This window comes from Agathobaculum sp. (assembly GCF_022775115.1).
Classification (GTDB): Bacteria; Bacillota; Clostridia; order Oscillospirales; family Butyricicoccaceae; genus Agathobaculum.
In genome coordinates this window covers 1-18,162 of sequence record NZ_JALFLA010000027.1, presented here as the reverse complement: position 1 = coordinate 18,162, position 18,162 = coordinate 1, and the positions used below count along the sequence as shown (strand labels likewise).

Genomic DNA, 18,162 nt, shown 5'->3' with positions numbered 1-18,162 from the left:
CGTTTGCGTTTTGCAGTATTTTGTCAATTTCATTTGGTAATTCTTTAGAACATTTCTGACTAAAATCCTTAAACTTTGCTGTATCGATTTTAATTTCCCCCTTATCAATTCCGATTTTTTGCTTGTTTATCTGCAACTCTTTTACTACTCATTCTTTAACAGCACAGCACATTATAGACGAAATTAAGCGCGTTATGGAAGAAGTCTGGCGACTGGAGCGTCGGCTGTTCTTGCGTTTGGGTTTTAATGCGCTCCCCTCTGCTGCATCAGCAGTGCATCCCGGTGGGCGGCAAAGCCCGCTTTGACTAGCTTTTGGGGGCCGCCGGCAAATTCCCCAAACGATTCAAGAAGGGGGGAGAAATTGGGCAGACTGATGAAAAACAGGTCGAGGAAGTCCCGCATCCGATAGAAGTCATAGTGGATGAGATAGCGGGGGATGGTGTGCCCGTGGAATTGAGCCCGTGGCGGCTTGCGGCGATCGTCCGCGTCTATGTACTCCTGCCGGTTGCCCACCAGATAATCAATGCTTTGGCGCGCCGCGTCCTGAATGACTGCCGCTTGATAGCGGTGCTCCCCCTCGGCCTCCTCGTGCAGGAGGACAAGGTGGAGGGTTTCTGTCTCCTCAAGGCTCCATGTGAGTACCAGACGGTCGAGCTTGCCCATCTCAAACCGCGCCAGCAGGTCAGATATGCTGCTGCGGTTGTACACAGTGACATCTTGGGAATCCGCACTCCCATCGGGATGCTGAACGGTAAACCGCACCGGTGGTTTGGACAGCACATACTTATTGCGCAGCATCCAGCTCACTTCCTGTTTGTCCATGGGGAATCCGCCTGCCGTTCGCTTGACGAAGTAGTAGTTGTGCTGGGCGTTGTGCAGGTAAACGGTTTGGGCCCACTGGCCATTGGCCTCCGGCTCGCCGTTGAGCAGACCCAGCAGGGCGGTAAAGGCCTTTTTGGGGGTCTGGTGGACTGCATAGGCGTCAAGCGATCCGGTGCGGAAGGGGATTTGGGGGACTGTTTTGGCATCGGCATAGAGGTACATGTCCCGGTCGGAGACTAGGGCATCCCAGCGCTGCGCCATGTCATCGAAACGCAGCAGGGCGCAGCATTTGCTCCATGCCGGGATGGTGTTGTCCCAAAGCAGCACGATGTGGACATCGTCTCTCACTTCCTGCCTTGGCGGCGCGTCTGTGTCCTCCGGGTCTGATACCTTGACCAGCGGGCCCATGGAGAACACCAGCTGATAGATATGCTTTTTCTCAAAGTCGCGGAGCAGCTGCTTGAGCAACTGGGTGTCGATCTCGTGCGGCTGGTAGGTTTTTGACACGCCGATGTCGCTTCGGTAATACTTCGGTGATATGGAGAAGGTCGTCCCACCGGTCAGCACCGGTATCTGCTTCTGAGCGAATATCTCCTCCAGCATTTCTTCCGCGCAGGCGGCGGCTTTGTCAGGGTCAGTCAGCCCGTCCCGGCAATACTCCCGCAAAACCTGCATCCCATCTCCGGTACGGCGCAGGGTAATGAGCCGGCCGTTGCCGTACCACTCGCAGAAGCACAGCACCTCGTCGCTCTCCCGGGCAACGAGCATGGGCCGGGTGAGGATGACGCCGTTCTCTGCCTGCGCCAGACAGGCGATCTCCCCGGCCAGAGCGCTTGCCACGGTGGGGACGATTTCCACCGGCACACCCAGCTTGGCCAGCCGTTCTTTCAGCCGGGCTTCCACTTGGTCAAACTCCTCTTGGTGGGCTGCCATGATGGGGAGCAGGAGGAAAAATTCGTCATCCTCCGCCTTATCCAGCCCCCAGAACGGGAGCGTGGGCTGATAGATCATCCCGCTGTTACAGCGGTACTCCACATAGAACTGATGGAAAACCGCCTCGAAGTCAAGGGTCTGACTGACGATCTCCACTCGGCCGCCCGCGCGCTCCGAGGGGCGCTTCTGGCTGCGGGTGAGCGAGAAGCTGCGGGTCAGCCCCTGCTGGGCCAGCTGGCGGTTCCACTCGCTGATACAGGGCCATTCATGGGTCAGGAACTGAGAAAGAGGCGTCTGATCGGGAGTCTCCGCCCGGAAAAAGGCGGTGTGGAGGAAATAGCGTAGGAACAGGGGATTGGATAGCGTGCAGCTGTCCCCGGTGATCTCCGCCTCGGCCAGTTGGGATAGGCGATCGCGCTCCTCCTCCAGCCGCTGGCTCCGTTCCAAGGCTCTCAGCGAGTCCCGGGCCTCCTCCTTCATGCGATGGGCCAGAGGCAGACTGGGCTGCTCCTCATACAGGGCGATAAGCCGTTCCAAAAAGAACCGGCCGGACGAAGTTCCGCACCAAGAGGAATGATATTCGATAAACATCCGATTGCGGATGGCTCGCCCGAAGTCCTCTCTTGCAAAGAAATCGTCTACCTGCCGCCGGAGGTCCGCCGGGCTGCTGTCGAGCAAGCTGGCCTTGTGCGCATCATAGGCTTTCATAAGCTCGGAGAAGTTCTCCCGTTGACCGCACACCGCCGGGGCCTTCTCCAAACAGAGCTGCCGCAGGGGGCCATAGAGCACCTTTGCCCGGCCCATCATGGCGGAGTTCAGGTCAAATACGTTCCACAGCACCTCATACACCGCCTGTGGCAGTGCGTTGGAGGAAAAGAAATGGTTCAGCAACCGCAGGGAGATCACGTTGCGTTCCATGGAAGGGTTTCCGGTGCACTTGTCCTTCATACGGGAAGACCGGTATCGCTCCAGAAGACTGTCCAACGCCGTAAGAGCATCGTCGTTCCACGACCCGTCAGGAGACATGGCACACAGCTCGGCGTAATCCACATAGGCGGCGGAGAGGACTACATCGTTGCCCTGCAATTTCCGCACCAGAGGGCCGCGGACTGCGATGGAGAGAATATCCCGAAGACCCTCAAAGCCCGCGCCCTGCGCCAGCTCGAATTCTGTGTGATCTTGATAAGCGATCGCCCGGTAGCGGTAGGCCGCTGCTAAAGCGGTCTGGAATTCCTTAGAGGGAGCAAACTCCTCCGCGCAGTCCGTCACGGTCTGCGCCAAAGCAGCTGTGAAAACCGGCTCCCGCCAAACCGACAAGAACTCGGGCGAGGTAAAGTACAGGTCCCATTTTTTGCGCTCCCGCCGTTGGTTGGAGCAGTACAGCGCCTTAAATTGCTCCATGGCGGGGTGCTGTAAGAAGGGGTTGGCAGCGGCGTCCTCGGTTGCGTCCAAGGAGAACCCGCCACGGCTGGGTTGCGGCTCCGGTTGCGGCGTGTCCTTTTGCCCACTGCTGAGAGAACCGGCGTGGTCGGGCTGAACCACCGGCGGCTGATCGGTTGACCGGGGCGACGCGATTCCCTGCCCCTTGGCATAGGACATAGCGCGTTCATAGGCTTGCCGGAGCTGCAAAAACCCCTCCGGATCATCCTCTGGATTGCACTGAGTCGCTTGGGCCGCATAGGCCCTGCGGATGACTGCTGTGTCCCGGGTTTGCTCGATACCCAGAATACCCCAAATGCTCATGGGCGGCATTCCTCCTCCTCCTCATTTTCGTCCGTGTATAAATCGAATATGTCCATTTGTGCAAACGCCTCCAGGGCATTCAATTTCTCTTCCATGACCTTGCGCGCTCTATTGAGCTGAATCAGGCTCCCGGACTGGATGGCCGCCGCAAACTGCTGGATCAGGTAGCCGGCCTCCTCCCGATATCGGCCGGTGAGCTGTGCAAACAGCGCTTCAGCCCGAGCCAGAAGGAGTTGATCCGCCTCTCCCACTTGGGACTGAAGCCGGAGAGCGTCAAATTTTTCTAGCACCTGCTGCAATTCGGCTTCCGACAGGTTCAGCTTGGGATTAAGGATCACGGCGCTTTTTTTGTCCCCGCCGCTGGCCTCGGCCGCCACAGCCAGAATGCCGTTGATATCGTAGGCGAAGGTCACGATCACGCCCTGCGCCCCCGGTGCATCCGGCGGGACGGACACGGTAATCTCGCCCAGCTTCAAATTGTCTGCGGCGTAGTAGTTTTCTCCTTGGTAGACCTCAAGCTTGATGTGGCGTTGGTTGGGGGACGTGGTGACAAATCGCTCGGCACGTCGGGCAGGAAGTATGGTGCTGCGGGGAATGAGGGTAGCCATATGGGGGTTGGTGTCCTGTTGTGTGGTGTAAGTGGCGATACCCAGAGAGAAGGGGCACACATCGGTCATCACCAGATCCTGTAGCTCCTCGGCTCGCTGTTTGATGCCGACACATAGACCCACGCCCAAGGCTACAATGTGCTCCGGACTGTCTGCGAGGGTGGGTCGTTTGGAGAATAGCTCCTCCAGGTAGTCCACAAACACGCCCAACTGGGAAGAGCCGCCCACCAGCACCACATCGTCCACATCGGACAAAGGGATACCGCTGTCCTTGACGGCGCGTGAAATGACCTCCCGCACCTGCTCAAAGATAGGCTGACAGATATGACGCAGGGCAGGGGCGTTCAATGAGAGGCTGTGCGCGGTATCCTTCAGCTCGAGGATGAGCATACAAGCTCCGGCTGGGTCGTGGGAGAGCTTGATCTTTGCCGTTTCTGCCAACTCCAGAACCCGCGCCTGATGATCCGGGGGAAGGCCTTCCCAATCCAGCCCGGTTTGCTGACAGAAATGGGCGGCAATGGCCCGGTCAATATCGTTGCCGCCCAAGTGGTTGTTGCCTGCGATAGCCACGATCTCAATGATATGTTCAAAGCAGTCGACCACGCTCACATCCAGAGTGCCCCCGCCAAAGTCGATGATCATCAGCTTGGCCTCGGTCTGCCCGGTGATGTAGCTGTGGTAGAGGGCGGCGGCGGAGGGCTCATTGATCAGCCGCTTCACCGGCACCCCGGCAAGCTGGGCGGCCAGCTTGGTAGCGCACCGCTGGTTGTCGTTGAAGTAGGCGGGGACGCTGATGACCGCCTCCTCCACCGGCTCGCCCAGCGCAGCTTGCGCCCCCTGCAGCAGCTTTTTCAGCACTAAGGCAGACATCTCGTGAGGCAGCAAGGCTCGGCCACACAAGGAAAGCTCACGCTCTGTACCCATCCAGGTTTTGAAGGAGGCCGCCGTCTGTTCCGGGTGGGAGATGAGCCGCGCCTTGGCGGCGGCGCCCACAGCCAGAGAGCCGTCTTCCAGCAGGCTGACGCAGCTGGGGGTCATGTACTGCCTCAGGTCGTTGGGGAGCAGCTGCACCCCGCCGTCCCGATAGACGGATATCAGGGAGTTTGTGGTGCCCAGATCAATGCCGATGATTGCCATAGCCTACCTCTCCTCTCATTTGCCGCTTGTTCTTTGCCGGTCCGCTCTGCGGGCCTTGCAAAAGCGGTCTTGTTGTCCTTGGAGCGCTTTGCTGGAAAATCAATGGAAATCCTCTGAGTTGCGTCTCCCATAGTCTATCCGAAACAAAAGGATGCTCCTGTTCATGCAGTAGACTGCGAGCGTACAAATGGCCCAATTTATCTATATCCTTTTGGGCATGACAAAAGCCCGATGCTAAAAATCAGAGCACCGCCCCGCTTGCTTTAGACCGGCATAGAGCATAGCCTTTATCAAACCCATTGGAGGAAATTTATATATATTGTAGCAGAAATATGTCAGTACGACAACACTCGCTTAGGAATACTCACGACAAAACCACACCTATTCCGAGACTCCAAGCTAAACGAGGCAGACAATGGGACGATCTATGCGGAGATAGCAAAAAAGCAGACAGCGCAAATGCACTGCCTGCCTAATCCGAGGACACAGTTTCAAGATAGCCCTATCGGGAGCGGCCCAAGCCGTCTCTTTTTTTGCCGCCCCAAGCGGGCCGCCCGAAAAGGGGGCAGGCCGTCAGAGCCAAAACAGCGCGATAATGCCCAGCGCCACCATGGCTGAAACCAGCAGTCGGGCAAGCAGCGATGCCCGCTTGCTTCCCTTGCCGCAAAGCTGAACCACAAGGCCGAGCACGCTCAGTCCGCCGACACACCACGCGAGCATCCGCTCGTCTGTGAAGTTGGTTGGCAGGCTGGAAAGATAGAGCCCCGCCAGCGGCACGCCAAAGGCGCTCATGCCGCAGAGCACGGCTGTTCTTGCGTTTTGGCTTTGCAGCCGGAACATCAAAATGATGCCCACAAGGCCGATCGCGCTCATCACCGCAAACGCGACCACCAGCATACCCAATGCGTCATCCAACCGTATTTTCCCGCCTTTCTGTGTTGTTGTGTGCCCTTATTATGACCGAATAGCCGCGCTTTTTTGCAGGCTGCACGGTATTTCTGCAAATATTTGTGCGGCAGAGCCGGACTGCCGCCCTCAATCGAGCCTTTTCATAAACTGCGCGGCCGATTTGGCCATCAGCCGCTTGCTGCCCTTCTGGTCAAAGGCGATCTCGAGCAGCGCGTCCCCGCCCATCGGCTTGACAGCAGTCACCAGCCCCACGCCGAACGCGCGGTGCTCGACCCGGCAGCCGATGGGGAAGTCGGGCAGCGCAGCGCTGCCCGCAGGCGCGGCCGCGGCAAGGGAGGACGCGACGGACACGCGGCGCACCCCGGTGGACGGCATAGGCGGCGTGTCCCGCTCCGGCTGGGCGGCGGCTTGGTACATATGCCCCTCGCTGATGTTGCTGTCCAGCAGCGTGCGCGGCATCTCGTCAACAAAGCGCGAGGGATGGGCGTACTGCGTCCGTCCGTACAGCATACGGCGCTCGGCGCAGGTCAGGTAAAGCAGCTCTTTGGCGCGGGTGACAGCCACATAGCACAGTCGCCGCTCCTCCTCCATATCCTCCTCGCGCTCAATCGCGCGGAAGCTGGGGAACAATCCGTCCTCCATGCCCGCAAGAAAGACGACCGGAAATTCCAGCCCCTTGGCCGCGTGCATGGTCATCATCAGCACGGCGTCCTCCTCCTCGCCGGACTGGTCAGCGTCGGTATAGAGCGCCATTTCCTCCAAAAAGCCCGCAAGGCTGGGCTGCGCGCTGTCCTTTTCATAGCTGACGATGTAGGATTTCAGCTCCTCGATATGCTCGATGCGCCCCTGTGACTCCATATCGCCCTTGTCCTCCAGCGCGCGCAGGTAGCCGGTCTTGTCCAGCAGCTGGTCATACAGCTCGGAGAGCGAGAGAAATTCCCGCTGTCGTCGGAGATCGTCCATCATTTTGCCGAACTGCTCCATCGCGCCCGCACCGCGGCCGAGCGCGGCATACTGCGAAGCGTTTCGCACCACCTCATATAGAGTAACACCGTGCTCAAGCGCGGTCTGCGCGGCAGTCTCGACCGATTTGTCGCCGATTTTGCGTGCGGGCACGTTGATGATGCGGCGCAGGCGCAGCTCGTCGGCCGGGTTTTCCAGCACCCAGAGGTAGGCGAACATATCGCGCACCTCGGCGCGGGAGAAGAAGTCCCGTCCCTTATAAACGCGGTAGGGAATGCCCGCGCGGATGAACGCGGCGGCAATATTGTCCGACAGGACGTTGTTGCGGTACAGCACGGCGAAATCGCCCCAGCGGCGTCCCTGCTCAACGCCCTGACGGATGCTGTCCGCGATGTAGGCGGCTTCGCCCTCCTGGCTGTCGGAGCGGTGCAGGCGCAGCTTTGCGCCGCCGTCGTGGTCGGTCCATAGCTCCTTGCCCTTGCGGCGCACATTGTTGCGGATGACCTCGTTGGCCGCGTTTAAGATGTTGCCGGTCGAGCGGTAATTCTGCTCAAGCCGGATGGTCTTGGCGTTTTGGAACTGCTTTTCAAACTCCAGAATGTTGGTGATGGTCGCGCCCCGGAATTTGTAGATGGACTGGTCATCGTCGCCCACCACGCAGATGTTTTCGTAATAGCCGGCGAGCAGGCTGGTCAGCACATACTGGGCGTAGTTGGTGTCTTGATATTCGTCCACCAGCACATAGCGGAACTTGCGCTGGTAATATTCGAGCACCTCGGGGTTGTGCTGGAGCAGCAGCACGGTTTTCATGATGATATCGTCAAAATCGAGCGCGCAGGCCTTTTGCAGCTCCTTTTCATACTGGTGGTACACATCGGCCACCTTGTCGCGGAAGAAATCGCCTGCGGCGTCCGCGCGGAACTGCCGGGGGGTCAGCAGCCTGTCCTTGGCGCGGGATATCATGCCGCCGACCGTGCGCGGGTCAAAGGTCTTGGCGTCCAGACCCAGCTTTTTCAGCACGGCTGTGAGCACACGCTTTTTATCATCTTCATCGTAGATGGTAAAGGCGCTTTCAAAGCCTAAAAGGTCGGTGTGCCGCCGCAGGATGCGCAGGCAGGCCGTGTGGAAGGTGTGCGCCCAGATGGCCGAAGCGGCCTCGTCGTCATCCACGGCAAGGGAAAGCCGCTCGCGCAGCTCGCGCGCGGCCTTGTTGGTGAAGGTGATAGCGATGATCTCCCACGGTTTAGCCGGGTGTACCGCGCAAAGCTGCTCGGCGCGGGCGCGGTTTTCGGGTTTGGGGTCGGTCAGGTACTCGGTCAGCAGCAGCAGATCATCGGGCGTTGCGCCGGGGGGTGCGAGCGGGCTTTCCAGCCCTGCGCCAAAGCGCAGCAGGTTGACGATGCGGTTGATGAGCACGGTCGTCTTGCCGCTGCCCGCGCCCGCAAGGATGAGCAGCGGCCCCTCGGTGGTGAAGACGGCCTCGCGCTGCTTGTCATTGAGGTGGGAAAAGGTTTGCTCGATGACAGCGCGGCGCACAGCGGCGTATTTCAAATCAAATTTGGTCGGTTCCATTGGATATCCTCGTTTCGTTGCAGCGATCGTATATATCTATTGTATCACAGCGGCAAACGCGTGCGAAGTCAAGATCCTCCACCCCTGCGCCGCTGGTGATATAACGATGAAATAAATGCTATCGCAGTTGTTTTGCAGCTATTATATCACAAAACGCGCGGCAATGCGACTGCCTTTTCCCGCGCGGTGCGGACGGGGCACAAATTGCGCGGAAAGCCTTGACAAATCTGCCGGAAAGGACTATAATCATCACAGAACGTGTAGCTTAACTGCGTAAATCCAGTTTGGCTGCGCGTTAATTTTTTATATTGGAGGGGACAGAAATGGAAAAATGGAAATGCAGTGTGTGCGGATACATCCATGAGGGTGCGCTCCCGGAGGGGTTTACCTGCCCGGTCTGCCGGCAGGGCGCGTCCGCTTTTGTGCGGCTGGAGGAGACTGCGCCGCAGGCCGCCGGTAAATACGCCGGCACCCGCACGGAAAAGAACCTGAAGGAAGCGTTTTCCGGCGAGAGCCAGGCCAGAAACAAGTATACCTTCTTTGCCACGGTCGCCCAGCGGGAGGGCTACGAGCAGCTCGCCGCGCTGTTTTTGACCACCGCGCGCAACGAACAGGAGCATGCCCGGCTGTGGTTTGAGGAGCTGGGCGGCATCGGCGGTACGGCGGCCAATCTGCTGGCGGCGGCCGAGGGCGAAAACTACGAATGGACCGATATGTATGACCGCATGGCCAAGGAAGCCGACGAGGAGGGCTTCCCCGAGCTTGCCGAGAAGTTCCGCAAAGTGGGCGCGATCGAAAAGGCGCATGAGGAGCGCTACCGCAAGCTGCTGCACAATGTCGAGATGAAGCAGGTCTTCGCCAAGAGTGGCCAGACGATGTGGGAGTGCCGCGTGTGCGGGCATCTGGTCGTCGGCACCGAGGCGCCGGAAGTCTGCCCGGTTTGCAGCTATAGCCAGAGCTATTTTGAAGTCCGCAAGGAAAATTACTAAACGAATAGAAAGCGCGCAGCCAAGAGGCATAAGTCCAGCTCTCTTGACTGTGCGCTTTTTCTATGCAAGGAGGGCAGAACGCCGATGCAGCAAAAATCCAACGCTTTTTTGGAGACGGAAAAAATCGGGCGGCTGATGCAAAAATACGCCGTGCCCTGCGTGATTTCTCTGGTCGTGGCCGCCCTATACAACATTATCGACCAGATATTCATTGCAAACGCGGACTATCTCGGCTCTTACGGCAACGCCGCTAACACGGTGGTGTTCCCGCTGACCGTGGTCGCGCTGGCCATCGCCATGATGCTCGGCGACGGCTGCTGCGCGTTTGTCAGCATCGCGCTCGGCAGCGGCCAGCGCGAGCAAGCGCAGCGCAGCATCGGCAGCGCGGTCGTGCTGTGCGTCGGCAGCAGCCTGCTGCTGGCCGCCGTCTACCTGCTGTTTCAGCAGCCCATTTTGGCGCTGTTCGGCGGCAAGGTCAACGCCGAGACCTACGCCTGCGCGCAGGAGTACTTCTTCTGGATTACGCTGGGCGTGCCGTTTTATATGTTCGGGCAGGCAATGAATCCCGTCATCCGCAGCGACGGCAGTCCAAAATTTGCCATGGCCGCAACGCTGGCCGGCGCAGCGGTCAACCTTATCCTCGACCCTATCTTTATCTTCGCGTTCCGCTGGGGTATGATGGGCGCGGCGCTTGCCACGGTGCTGGGACAAATACTGACCGCCGCGCTGTCGGTCTGGTATCTGCGCCATATGAAAACGGTAACGCTGCAAAAAAACAGCTTTGGACTGTCGCGCGGGCTGATAAAGCGCTTTCTCACGTTGGGCACGGCCAGCTTTCTGTCCCAGATATCGCTGGTCGTCTCGATGGCGGCGGTGCAGAATATGTGTACCAAGTACGGTGCGCTCGACCCGGTGTTCGGGCAGCCGGCCTATGCGCAGATACCGCTGGCCGTGCTGGGCATCGTCATGAAGTTCTTCCAGATCGCCATTTCGGTCTCGGTCGGGCTGGCGGCGGGCTGCATCCCGGTCGTGGGCTATAATATCGGCGCCGGGCGGCGGGACAGGGCGAGAGCGCTGTTCAGCCACTTGCTCGCGGCTGAGGCGGCCGTGAGCGCGGTGGCGCTTCTGATCGTCGAGCTGTTCCCGCGGCAGTTGATAGGCATTTTCGGCGCGGCGCAGGAAAGCGCGTACTACACCGAATTTGCGGTCAAATGCTTTCGCATCTATCTGTGCATGATGGTTTTGGCGACGGTCAACAAGGGTGCGTTCATCTATTTGCAGGCGCTTGGCCGCGCCGCGGCGGCCACCATCGGCTCGCTGACGCGCGAGGTCGTGCTCGGTGTGGCGCTGCCCATTCTGCTGCCGCGCTTTTTTGGGTTGGACGGTCTGTTGTATTCCTTCCCGTTGGCGGATGCGCTGACCTTTGTCATCACCGTCTGCCTGATCCGCAAAACCTATCGGGCGCTGCGCGCCGACGCACCGGCCGGGCTGCCCCGGCGCGAACGGGGCGTGCCGCAGGAATCATGAAACAACAAAAAGGGGTGAATGAAGTATATGAAAGAGAAAACCTGTCCGGAATGCGCAAACCATTGCCCGGTATCCGCCCTGCAATGCGGCAAGGGCATGGCCTATTTCGGCCTGCGCGGGCAAGAGCCGGATGTGGACGCACAAACACTGGAGGCGCGGCTGGTCGCTCTGTTGCGGCGGTGCGGGCATCATCTGCATGACAACGCGGGGCGCGGCGCGGATGCTGCTGCGCTCACCGCCGCGCTGACCGGTGCGGACAAGGCCGCGCTGGAGACGCTGCTGCAAAAGCTGCTGGCCGCTTGGAAAAACGGCGCGTAAGGCGCGGCGCGCGGCTTGTCGGTTTTGGATAACCGGGCGCGCGCAAAACAAAGCGATTTGATAAATCCACGGCAGGAGACACCCTTCCTGCCGTGGATTTTGTGCGTAGGGCGATATGCCCATGGGACTGGATACCTACCCAGAAATCGCCGTATATCACAGGGGAATATATGGTCAAAATGCTGTTGGTTTTCGACAGAATTTTTGATAAAATATACAAGTAACATACCCGGTACACGCCGTGTCCGCCGCGCCCCTTGGCTGGGCGCGCGGGACGCAAAAACGCACACCAATCGAAAGGATACCACCTATGCTGTTCGAAGTCATCCAACTGATGCGGTCACGCTGGATGTTTTTCCTGAATTTGCTGCTGGAGCATCTGCAAATTTCCGCCGTTGCCATCCTGATCGCTATGGCGATCGGCCTGCTGGTCGGCGTTGCGATCAGCGAGTTTCAGAAAGGCGCCAAGCTCGTGATCGGTATTGTCAACTTTTTTTACACCATTCCGTCCATTTCTCTGCTCGGCTTTCTCATTCCGCTCTCCGGCATCGGCAACACCACCGCTGTTATCGCGCTGACCGTGTACGCCATGCTGCCCATGGTGCGGGGCACCTATACCGGGCTGACCAACGTCAGTCCGCTGCTCATCGAAGCCGCCACCGGCATGGGCAGCACAAGGCTACAGGTGCTGCTCAGGATCAAGCTGCCGCTGGCGATGCCAGTGATCGTCTCGGGCATACGGAGCATGGCAGTGATGACGATCGCGCTGGCCGGTATCTCCTCTTTCATCGGCGCTGGCGGTCTGGGCGTTGCAATATACCGCGGCATTACAACCAACAACAAGGCGATGACCATTGCCGGCAGCCTGCTGATCGCCCTGCTGGCAATCGTGGTCGATCTTATCATTGGATGTGCCGAAAAAGCGGCGAAAAAACACAGAATTTGATTTCGGAGGGAAAGAAAAATGAAAGCAATAAACAAAGGGCTCAGGCTGGCTCTCGCGCTTGTTTTGATGTTTACCCTGCTCGCAGGCTGCGGCAAGGACAGCGCCGTGCTGCATATGGCGACCAAGCCGATGACCGAGCAGTACATCCTCGGCAGCATGATGAAAACGCTCATCGAGCAGCAGACCGGCCTGCAGGTGGAGGTCACCGCGGGTGTTGGCGGCGGAACCTCCAACATCCAGCCTGCGATGGAAAAGGGGGATTTCGACTTTTACCCCGAATACACCGGGTCGGGCTGGAACATCGTGCTCAAGGAGGACGGCCTGTATGACGAGCACCTGTTCGACCGCCTGCAAGAGGGCTATCAGGCCATGGATATGACATGGACGGGTATGCTCGGTTTTAACAATACCTATGCGCTTTGCGTAACAAATGAAATCGCGGCGGAATATGGTCTGCAAACCTATTCCGATCTTGCTGCCGTCGCCGATCAGCTGGTGTTTGGCGCGGGATATGATTTCTTTGAGCGTGAGGACGGCTATGACGCGCTTTGCGAGACCTATGGGCTGAAGTTTAAGGATACCGTCGATATGGATATCGGGCTGAAGTATGACGCGATCAGCCAAAAGAAGATCGACGCGATGATCGCTTTCACCACGGATGGCCAGTTGTCCGTGGCCGACGTGGCCGTGCTGGAGGATGACAAGGGGCTGTATCCCTCCTATATGTGCGGCTTTGTCGTGCGCCGCGCGGTGCTGGACGAGCATCCGGAATTGCAGCAGGTATTTGACGGGGTGGAAAACCTGATAACCGATGCCGAAATGGCTGAGATGAACTATCAGGTCGAGGCCGAGGGCAAGGAGCCGGAGGAGGTCGCGGACGCATTCCTGCGCGCGAAGGGACTGCTGCAATGAACGCGATCGAGTACCGCAATGTCCGCATGGCCTATGGGGATAAGGTAGTCATCGACCGGTTTGACCTTGATGTGCCGCAGGGTGCGTTTGTCACGATGATCGGCTCGTCCGGCTGCGGCAAGACGACCATCCTGAAAATGGCAAACGGCCTGCTCCACCCGACCGCTGGAGACGTGGTGGTGGATGGGCAGAACACAAAGGCAGTCGACCTGACTGCGCTGCGCCGCAACATCGGCTACGCGATACAGGGCAGCGTGCTGTTTCCGCACATGACGGTCGAAAAAAATATCGCCTATGTGCCAAGTCTGCTCAATAAGGCGGACAAAAAGCGCACCGCGCAGGCGGTCGCCAAGTGGATGCGCATTGTCGGGCTGGACGATTCGCTGCGTGGCCGCTACCCGGCTGTGCTGTCCGGCGGCCAGCAGCAGCGCGTCGGCATTGCCCGCGCACTTGCCGCGTCGCCCGATATCCTGCTGATGGACGAGCCGTTCGGCGCAGTCGACGAGATCACGCGCGTCTCTTTGCAGGACGAGATCGCGCGCATCCATCAGGAGACCGGCATCACCGTGCTGTTCGTCACCCATGATATAGGGGAGGCGCTGCGGCTGGGAACCAAGGTGCTGGTGATGAATGAGGGTGCGATCCACCAGTTCGCCCCGCCGGAGGAGATACTGGCGCACCCGGCGACCGATTTCGTCCGGCGGCTGGTGGGCAAGGAGCGGCAGCGCGGCGGTGTGCAAGCGCGGTAACAACCGGACAGAAGGGGATATCAGCGGTCGCTGGCATCCCCTTTTCCGCGTCCAAGGGACAGGGACGCGGCGGCCGGGTGCGTATCCAAGGCGCGCAAAACCCCCGAAAGCCATGTAAAATAGCATTTCGGGGGGTGTAACGTGATGGGCAACCGGTCGGTACGCCGCTGCTCAGCCACCGGGCAGCATGCGCTTGTCCACAAGGCACTTGCGGCCTTGCGCAAGCGACTGCCGGATATCGACGATCTCATACCCGCCGAGACAGCGCACGTCGGAATCCGGATTGTAGCCCTTGGCGTGGCAATACTCGGCCAGCTGCTTCGCATCGTTGGCGTAGGCGATCAGGTAATAACCGCTGTCGCCGTACTCATAGGGGTCGATCCAGTAATACAGCGCCTTGTAGCTGTAAAAGTATTCGATCTTCTTGTCGGCGCTGTTTGCCAGCTCCTCAGCGCTCAGTATGTCGGGTGCTTGCGCCGTATAGTCCATACAGTCCTTCACTTTCATAAGCGGCTGTCCTTTCTTTCTGTGTTTGGCTGACCGGTTTTTAGGGATAATCTGGCGACCGTCTCCACATGGGTCGAGGAAACAGCATTGATGTCAGATTGCCCCTGTTCGTTCTCGGAAACAAATCGACTAATCTCTTCCGTCCCGGCTAATTTCAATAGTTCTCGGAAACAAATCGCAGTTGTTTTAATTCTTTCAAAAAGACAACTGCTATTAGTCTTTTTTAGGATACTTCCATATTGCAATTAATTCATCTGATAGCATTTCTGCTCTGGCTAAAATTTCAGCTTCGCCCCATTTGCTTACAGTTGTCAAATAACTGCTAATTCTTATTGGTGTGTGTCTATATCCTATGGCATTTCCTGCCTTGTCAGTACAATCAACTTTATCCGAGAACCTCTTATTCTGATACTCAGAATTATACCCAGTTAATGTAAGATTGCCAATTGTATGGACATAGGTTTCATGAATTCGATTCGCATCTGCTCCAAGGTCAGATTTCCAATCATCAGACAGTGTTTGCGGCATAATATGTTCAATTGTATACTCAGAAGTAGGAACATACTCTTTTCTTCTATTATTCTCAAGTTTATCCAGAATTGTTTTAGTCCTGGAAGAACTTAATGAATAAATTTTTAGGGTTTTGAGCGTGTCCTTAATTTCAGTATCACTTGGCATTCTCTGCGCCCAAGTCAACGAAAACAGATTTGCTTTAAATGATTGTAACTGATTGGTAGCATTAAGGCTCTTCAGCATGGAAATACAGACTGGTCCAGCACTATTAGTTGGCAACGCACATATAGCCCTACGCATCCAATACGATTCCATAATTGTAAGAATTTCAACAACATCGTCATCAGCGATGAGACCATCATTTCTGTCCGAGAGAAGTTTTAAGATTGCCGGAGTAATCTTAAACTGTCCTGTCTTCCGGACCTTATATAAGGCTCTTTGTATACGTGTGCCTTTATCAGAAGCGGTATTCCATTCTGTATAGTACTTAGTATACTGATGGATTTGTTTTACAATTCCTTCTGTTCCAGCAGCTTTGTTCTCATAGTAGTAATTTTTGAATACATCATAATAATCTCCAACTAACTGCCGCTGCAAAACAGACGTCATATAATAATTGAAGAAATTTTCAAATTGAGAAGATTCGCCAGATTCCATTCCGAGAGCTTTCTCCATAGGATGCCAATATTCCAGATACAGTTTTGTCTGCTTTGACGGCTCGACTGTCATCAGGAGAAAATTGCGAATTTTGTCAGCAGTAGAAAGCGGCAATCCTGTACTATTCACCGTCTCAAATACTAACTGTGCATTATCTTCGGGAACAAGACAAATGTCGACTAATCTCAGCTTTTTTATTCCATCATACACCAATTGAGGTTCAACATCACTGTCGCAAAGAGCCTTGTAGATGATGCCATAATTCTCGAAAATCTTGCTCCTTTTAATATCATCCGGCTTAGTTCGATTTTCGAGAAGTTTCTTCCACGCATAGAAGTCTTCTTCATTTAACCTTACTTTGTAATATGTATCCCCAGTCTCGTCCTCATTTATCAGATATCTGCGAGACAATTTTTCTAATGATGTGGTTGCTTTATTATAATCAACATTATCAACTATTTTCGCTCTTGTATAGTCCCCAAGAGCAAGTAACACAATTGAGATTGTAGTAAGACGCTGCTGTCCGTCAATCACCAAGTATTCCTTTACTGCGGAAGCATGCATCGCGTTCTGCTTTGCAAGATAGATGACAGACCCAATAAAATGGCAAGGCCTTTCATTATCTTTTGCCACCTTTAGAATGTCATCTATCAATTTTAAGCAATTATCCTTCTTCCAGCTATATTTTCGCTGATAAATTGGAACATAGTATTGAGCCTCTGCCCCTAAAAACTTTGTCAATTCTGTATCTATCGCTTTCATAGCGCACTCCTTTATTGCCTATTCCATCACATCATGCTCTTAAGGATTACAGATGCAATGTTTTTTCCCTCACGCCAGTCACTTCCGGTCTTAGCAATCGTGGTTTTATATCGTCCATCGCCGTAATAGGTGAGTCGATAATGCTTACCTTCCTCAGTAATCTCAAATCCCAATTCTAAAAGCTGCTGACGCATTGAAGCCGATAAAGTTTTGTAGTCTTTAAACAAAACTTTCACGGTGCGTTCTCTTTCGTCTCGAATATTCTGATAATCGTTAGCATTAAGCACATCAGTCAGAACATCCCATCTTCTTGTCTTCTCACCAAGATTTTTGAGTTTCTCAGCAATAGCGTCCAGAATCATCTCTCTGATTTCGCCTTGATAAAACTCTTCCTCTTCGCCCAAATACAGTATCGGCATATTGTCTGCACTACTCATTTTAGAACGCAACCCTTGGTTCTCATATGTAAGAATTTCATTTGCACGGGTCAATTCTTCGACCTGTTTTTTCAGCCTTTGAATATCCTCGTCCACAGATTCAATCAGTTCATCGGCTTCGGCCGCCACACGCACTTTCTCTGATTCAGCCGCCAGCAATTCTGCACCCTTAGAACTCAGTCGATCCCTTAGAAGCGCATTACTTACGCCTTGCCAAGTATACAGCTTATCCATCATCTGAGCGTTACAATACTGAATTACACTGCGAATAACCTTCTCAGAAAGAACAGCATCGATGCCTTCGTATGCGCGATACAGATACTTCTTATGGCCATACGCATTATTGGGGAAGTACACACCAATAGCACCATGGAATTCATTTTTGTCATCACACTGCCGACGGATTCTTCCGTTCAGCCATGTGCCTTCTTCAACAAGCACATGGGCAACACCTTTCAGCCTTCCAGATAATTTCCAAATATCCACCGGATCTTCACCGTAGTAGGTTTTGGAGATATAAACAACAGGAAGTCTGTATCTTGCAGTTCCATTGATTACATCTGTCAGCAAACCCACATTATCCGTTTTGATAAAAATCGGCTTGCGTAACATCGGCAGAATACCGTCATCCTTCAGATAGCCATGTTCTATAAGTAGCGTTATAAAATGTGGTGTGGAAAAGGTAGGGTCAATAACCAATGCCTCTTCCAAATAGCTGCGGTCAAGCTGGATAGACATTTTCATGTCATTGAAGTTCATGACATAGTCTGTATCCCAGACCACACCGTCTGCCTCCGTTTTTTCATAACGGACAGCGATAATATTCTCATTGCGGTATTCCTCAATAGCAAGCCACATTGATTCAGTGCCGTACCTGATATTGCGTTCGCCGTTCCATTCGATACCTTGAATGATGTTTTCTTCATGAGGACTGCCTTGATTCCACTCCAGAACCAGCTGGATAAAGGAGTCCTTTGTCATTGTTTCGTTGATTTCAAGTAGCGTAGAAAATAAAATCATATGACATCTTGCCTCCGTATTTTACACAGAAAGAGACATAAGATTCTTTCTCAGAGCCTGTCCCTCAATAGGAACATAGCAGGAATCCACAATAAGTTCTCTTCCCAGAATATCTTCCAGTGCAATGGTCTGCCATGT

General features: G+C 55.4%; 12 protein-coding genes and 1 pseudogene. 6 read left to right on the top strand and 7 right to left on the bottom strand.

Going from position 1 to position 18,162, the window contains the following annotated elements; all coding sequences use genetic code 11:
- Positions 1–243 precede the first annotated feature (243 nt).
- The 4 genes from MR935_RS03850 to MR935_RS03835 form a co-directional block, all read right to left on the bottom strand.
- Positions 244–3,498 (bottom strand): hypothetical protein, encoded by a 3,255-nt coding sequence (locus MR935_RS03850; RefSeq protein ID WP_290571211.1) that lies wholly within the window; start codon positions 3,496–3,498, stop codon positions 244–246.
- The gene (locus tag MR935_RS03845; RefSeq protein ID WP_290571209.1) at positions 3,495–5,243 is read right to left on the bottom strand and encodes an Hsp70 family protein; all 1,749 of its coding nucleotides are present in this window, start codon (positions 5,241–5,243) and stop codon (positions 3,495–3,497) included. Before MR935_RS03845 ends, MR935_RS03850 begins: the two co-directional genes overlap by 4 nt.
- 573 nt (positions 5,244–5,816) lie before the next feature.
- Positions 5,817–6,158, bottom strand: coding sequence for a hypothetical protein (locus tag MR935_RS03840; protein ID WP_290571207.1), 342 nt, complete (start codon positions 6,156–6,158; stop codon positions 5,817–5,819).
- Positions 6,159–6,278: 120 nt separating this feature from the next.
- On the bottom strand, positions 6,279–8,687 hold the full coding sequence (locus tag MR935_RS03835; protein WP_290571205.1) for an ATP-dependent helicase: 2,409 nt from the start codon (positions 8,685–8,687) through the stop codon (positions 6,279–6,281).
- Between the two features lie 335 nt (positions 8,688–9,022).
- On the opposite strand from MR935_RS03835, the pseudogene rbr reads away from it, so the two are divergent.
- The 6 genes and pseudogenes from rbr to MR935_RS03810 form a co-directional block, all read left to right on the top strand.
- A pseudogene (rbr, locus tag MR935_RS03830) lies at positions 9,023–9,676 on the top strand (rubrerythrin); the annotation flags it as partial.
- An 84-nt stretch (positions 9,677–9,760) separates the two neighbouring features.
- Positions 9,761–11,203, top strand: a complete 1,443-nt coding sequence (locus tag MR935_RS03825; RefSeq protein WP_290571201.1) for an MATE family efflux transporter — start codon at positions 9,761–9,763, stop codon at positions 11,201–11,203.
- Positions 11,204–11,230: 27 nt separating this feature from the next.
- Positions 11,231–11,521, top strand: coding sequence for a hypothetical protein (locus MR935_RS03820; protein WP_290571199.1), 291 nt, complete (start codon positions 11,231–11,233; stop codon positions 11,519–11,521).
- 310 nt (positions 11,522–11,831) lie between these two features.
- Positions 11,832–12,467 carry an ABC transporter permease gene (locus MR935_RS10775; protein ID WP_442863006.1) on the top strand — a complete coding sequence of 212 codons (636 nt, stop codon included), beginning with the start codon at positions 11,832–11,834 and terminating at the stop codon, positions 12,465–12,467.
- An 18-nt stretch (positions 12,468–12,485) separates the two neighbouring features.
- Complete coding sequence (locus tag MR935_RS10770; RefSeq protein WP_442863005.1) at positions 12,486–13,379, top strand: glycine betaine ABC transporter substrate-binding protein; 894 nt, start codon at positions 12,486–12,488, stop codon at positions 13,377–13,379.
- Complete coding sequence (locus MR935_RS03810) at positions 13,376–14,128, top strand: ATP-binding cassette domain-containing protein (protein ID WP_290571197.1); 753 nt, start codon at positions 13,376–13,378, stop codon at positions 14,126–14,128. The genes MR935_RS10770 and MR935_RS03810 overlap by 4 nt, the downstream gene beginning before the upstream one ends.
- Before the next feature lie 171 nt (positions 14,129–14,299).
- Here the strand turns inward: MR935_RS03810 and MR935_RS03805 are convergent, their stop codons facing one another.
- The 3 genes from MR935_RS03805 to MR935_RS03795 form a co-directional block, all read right to left on the bottom strand.
- Complete coding sequence (locus tag MR935_RS03805) at positions 14,300–14,635, bottom strand: hypothetical protein (protein WP_290571196.1); 336 nt, start codon at positions 14,633–14,635, stop codon at positions 14,300–14,302.
- A 213-nt stretch (positions 14,636–14,848) separates the two neighbouring features.
- Positions 14,849–16,567, bottom strand: coding sequence for a DUF262 domain-containing protein (locus MR935_RS03800; RefSeq protein WP_290571194.1), 1,719 nt, complete (start codon positions 16,565–16,567; stop codon positions 14,849–14,851).
- A gap of 26 nt (positions 16,568–16,593) precedes the next feature.
- Complete coding sequence (locus MR935_RS03795) at positions 16,594–18,024, bottom strand: hypothetical protein (RefSeq protein ID WP_290571192.1); 1,431 nt, start codon at positions 18,022–18,024, stop codon at positions 16,594–16,596.
- Between the last annotated feature and the right edge of the window lie 138 nt (positions 18,025–18,162).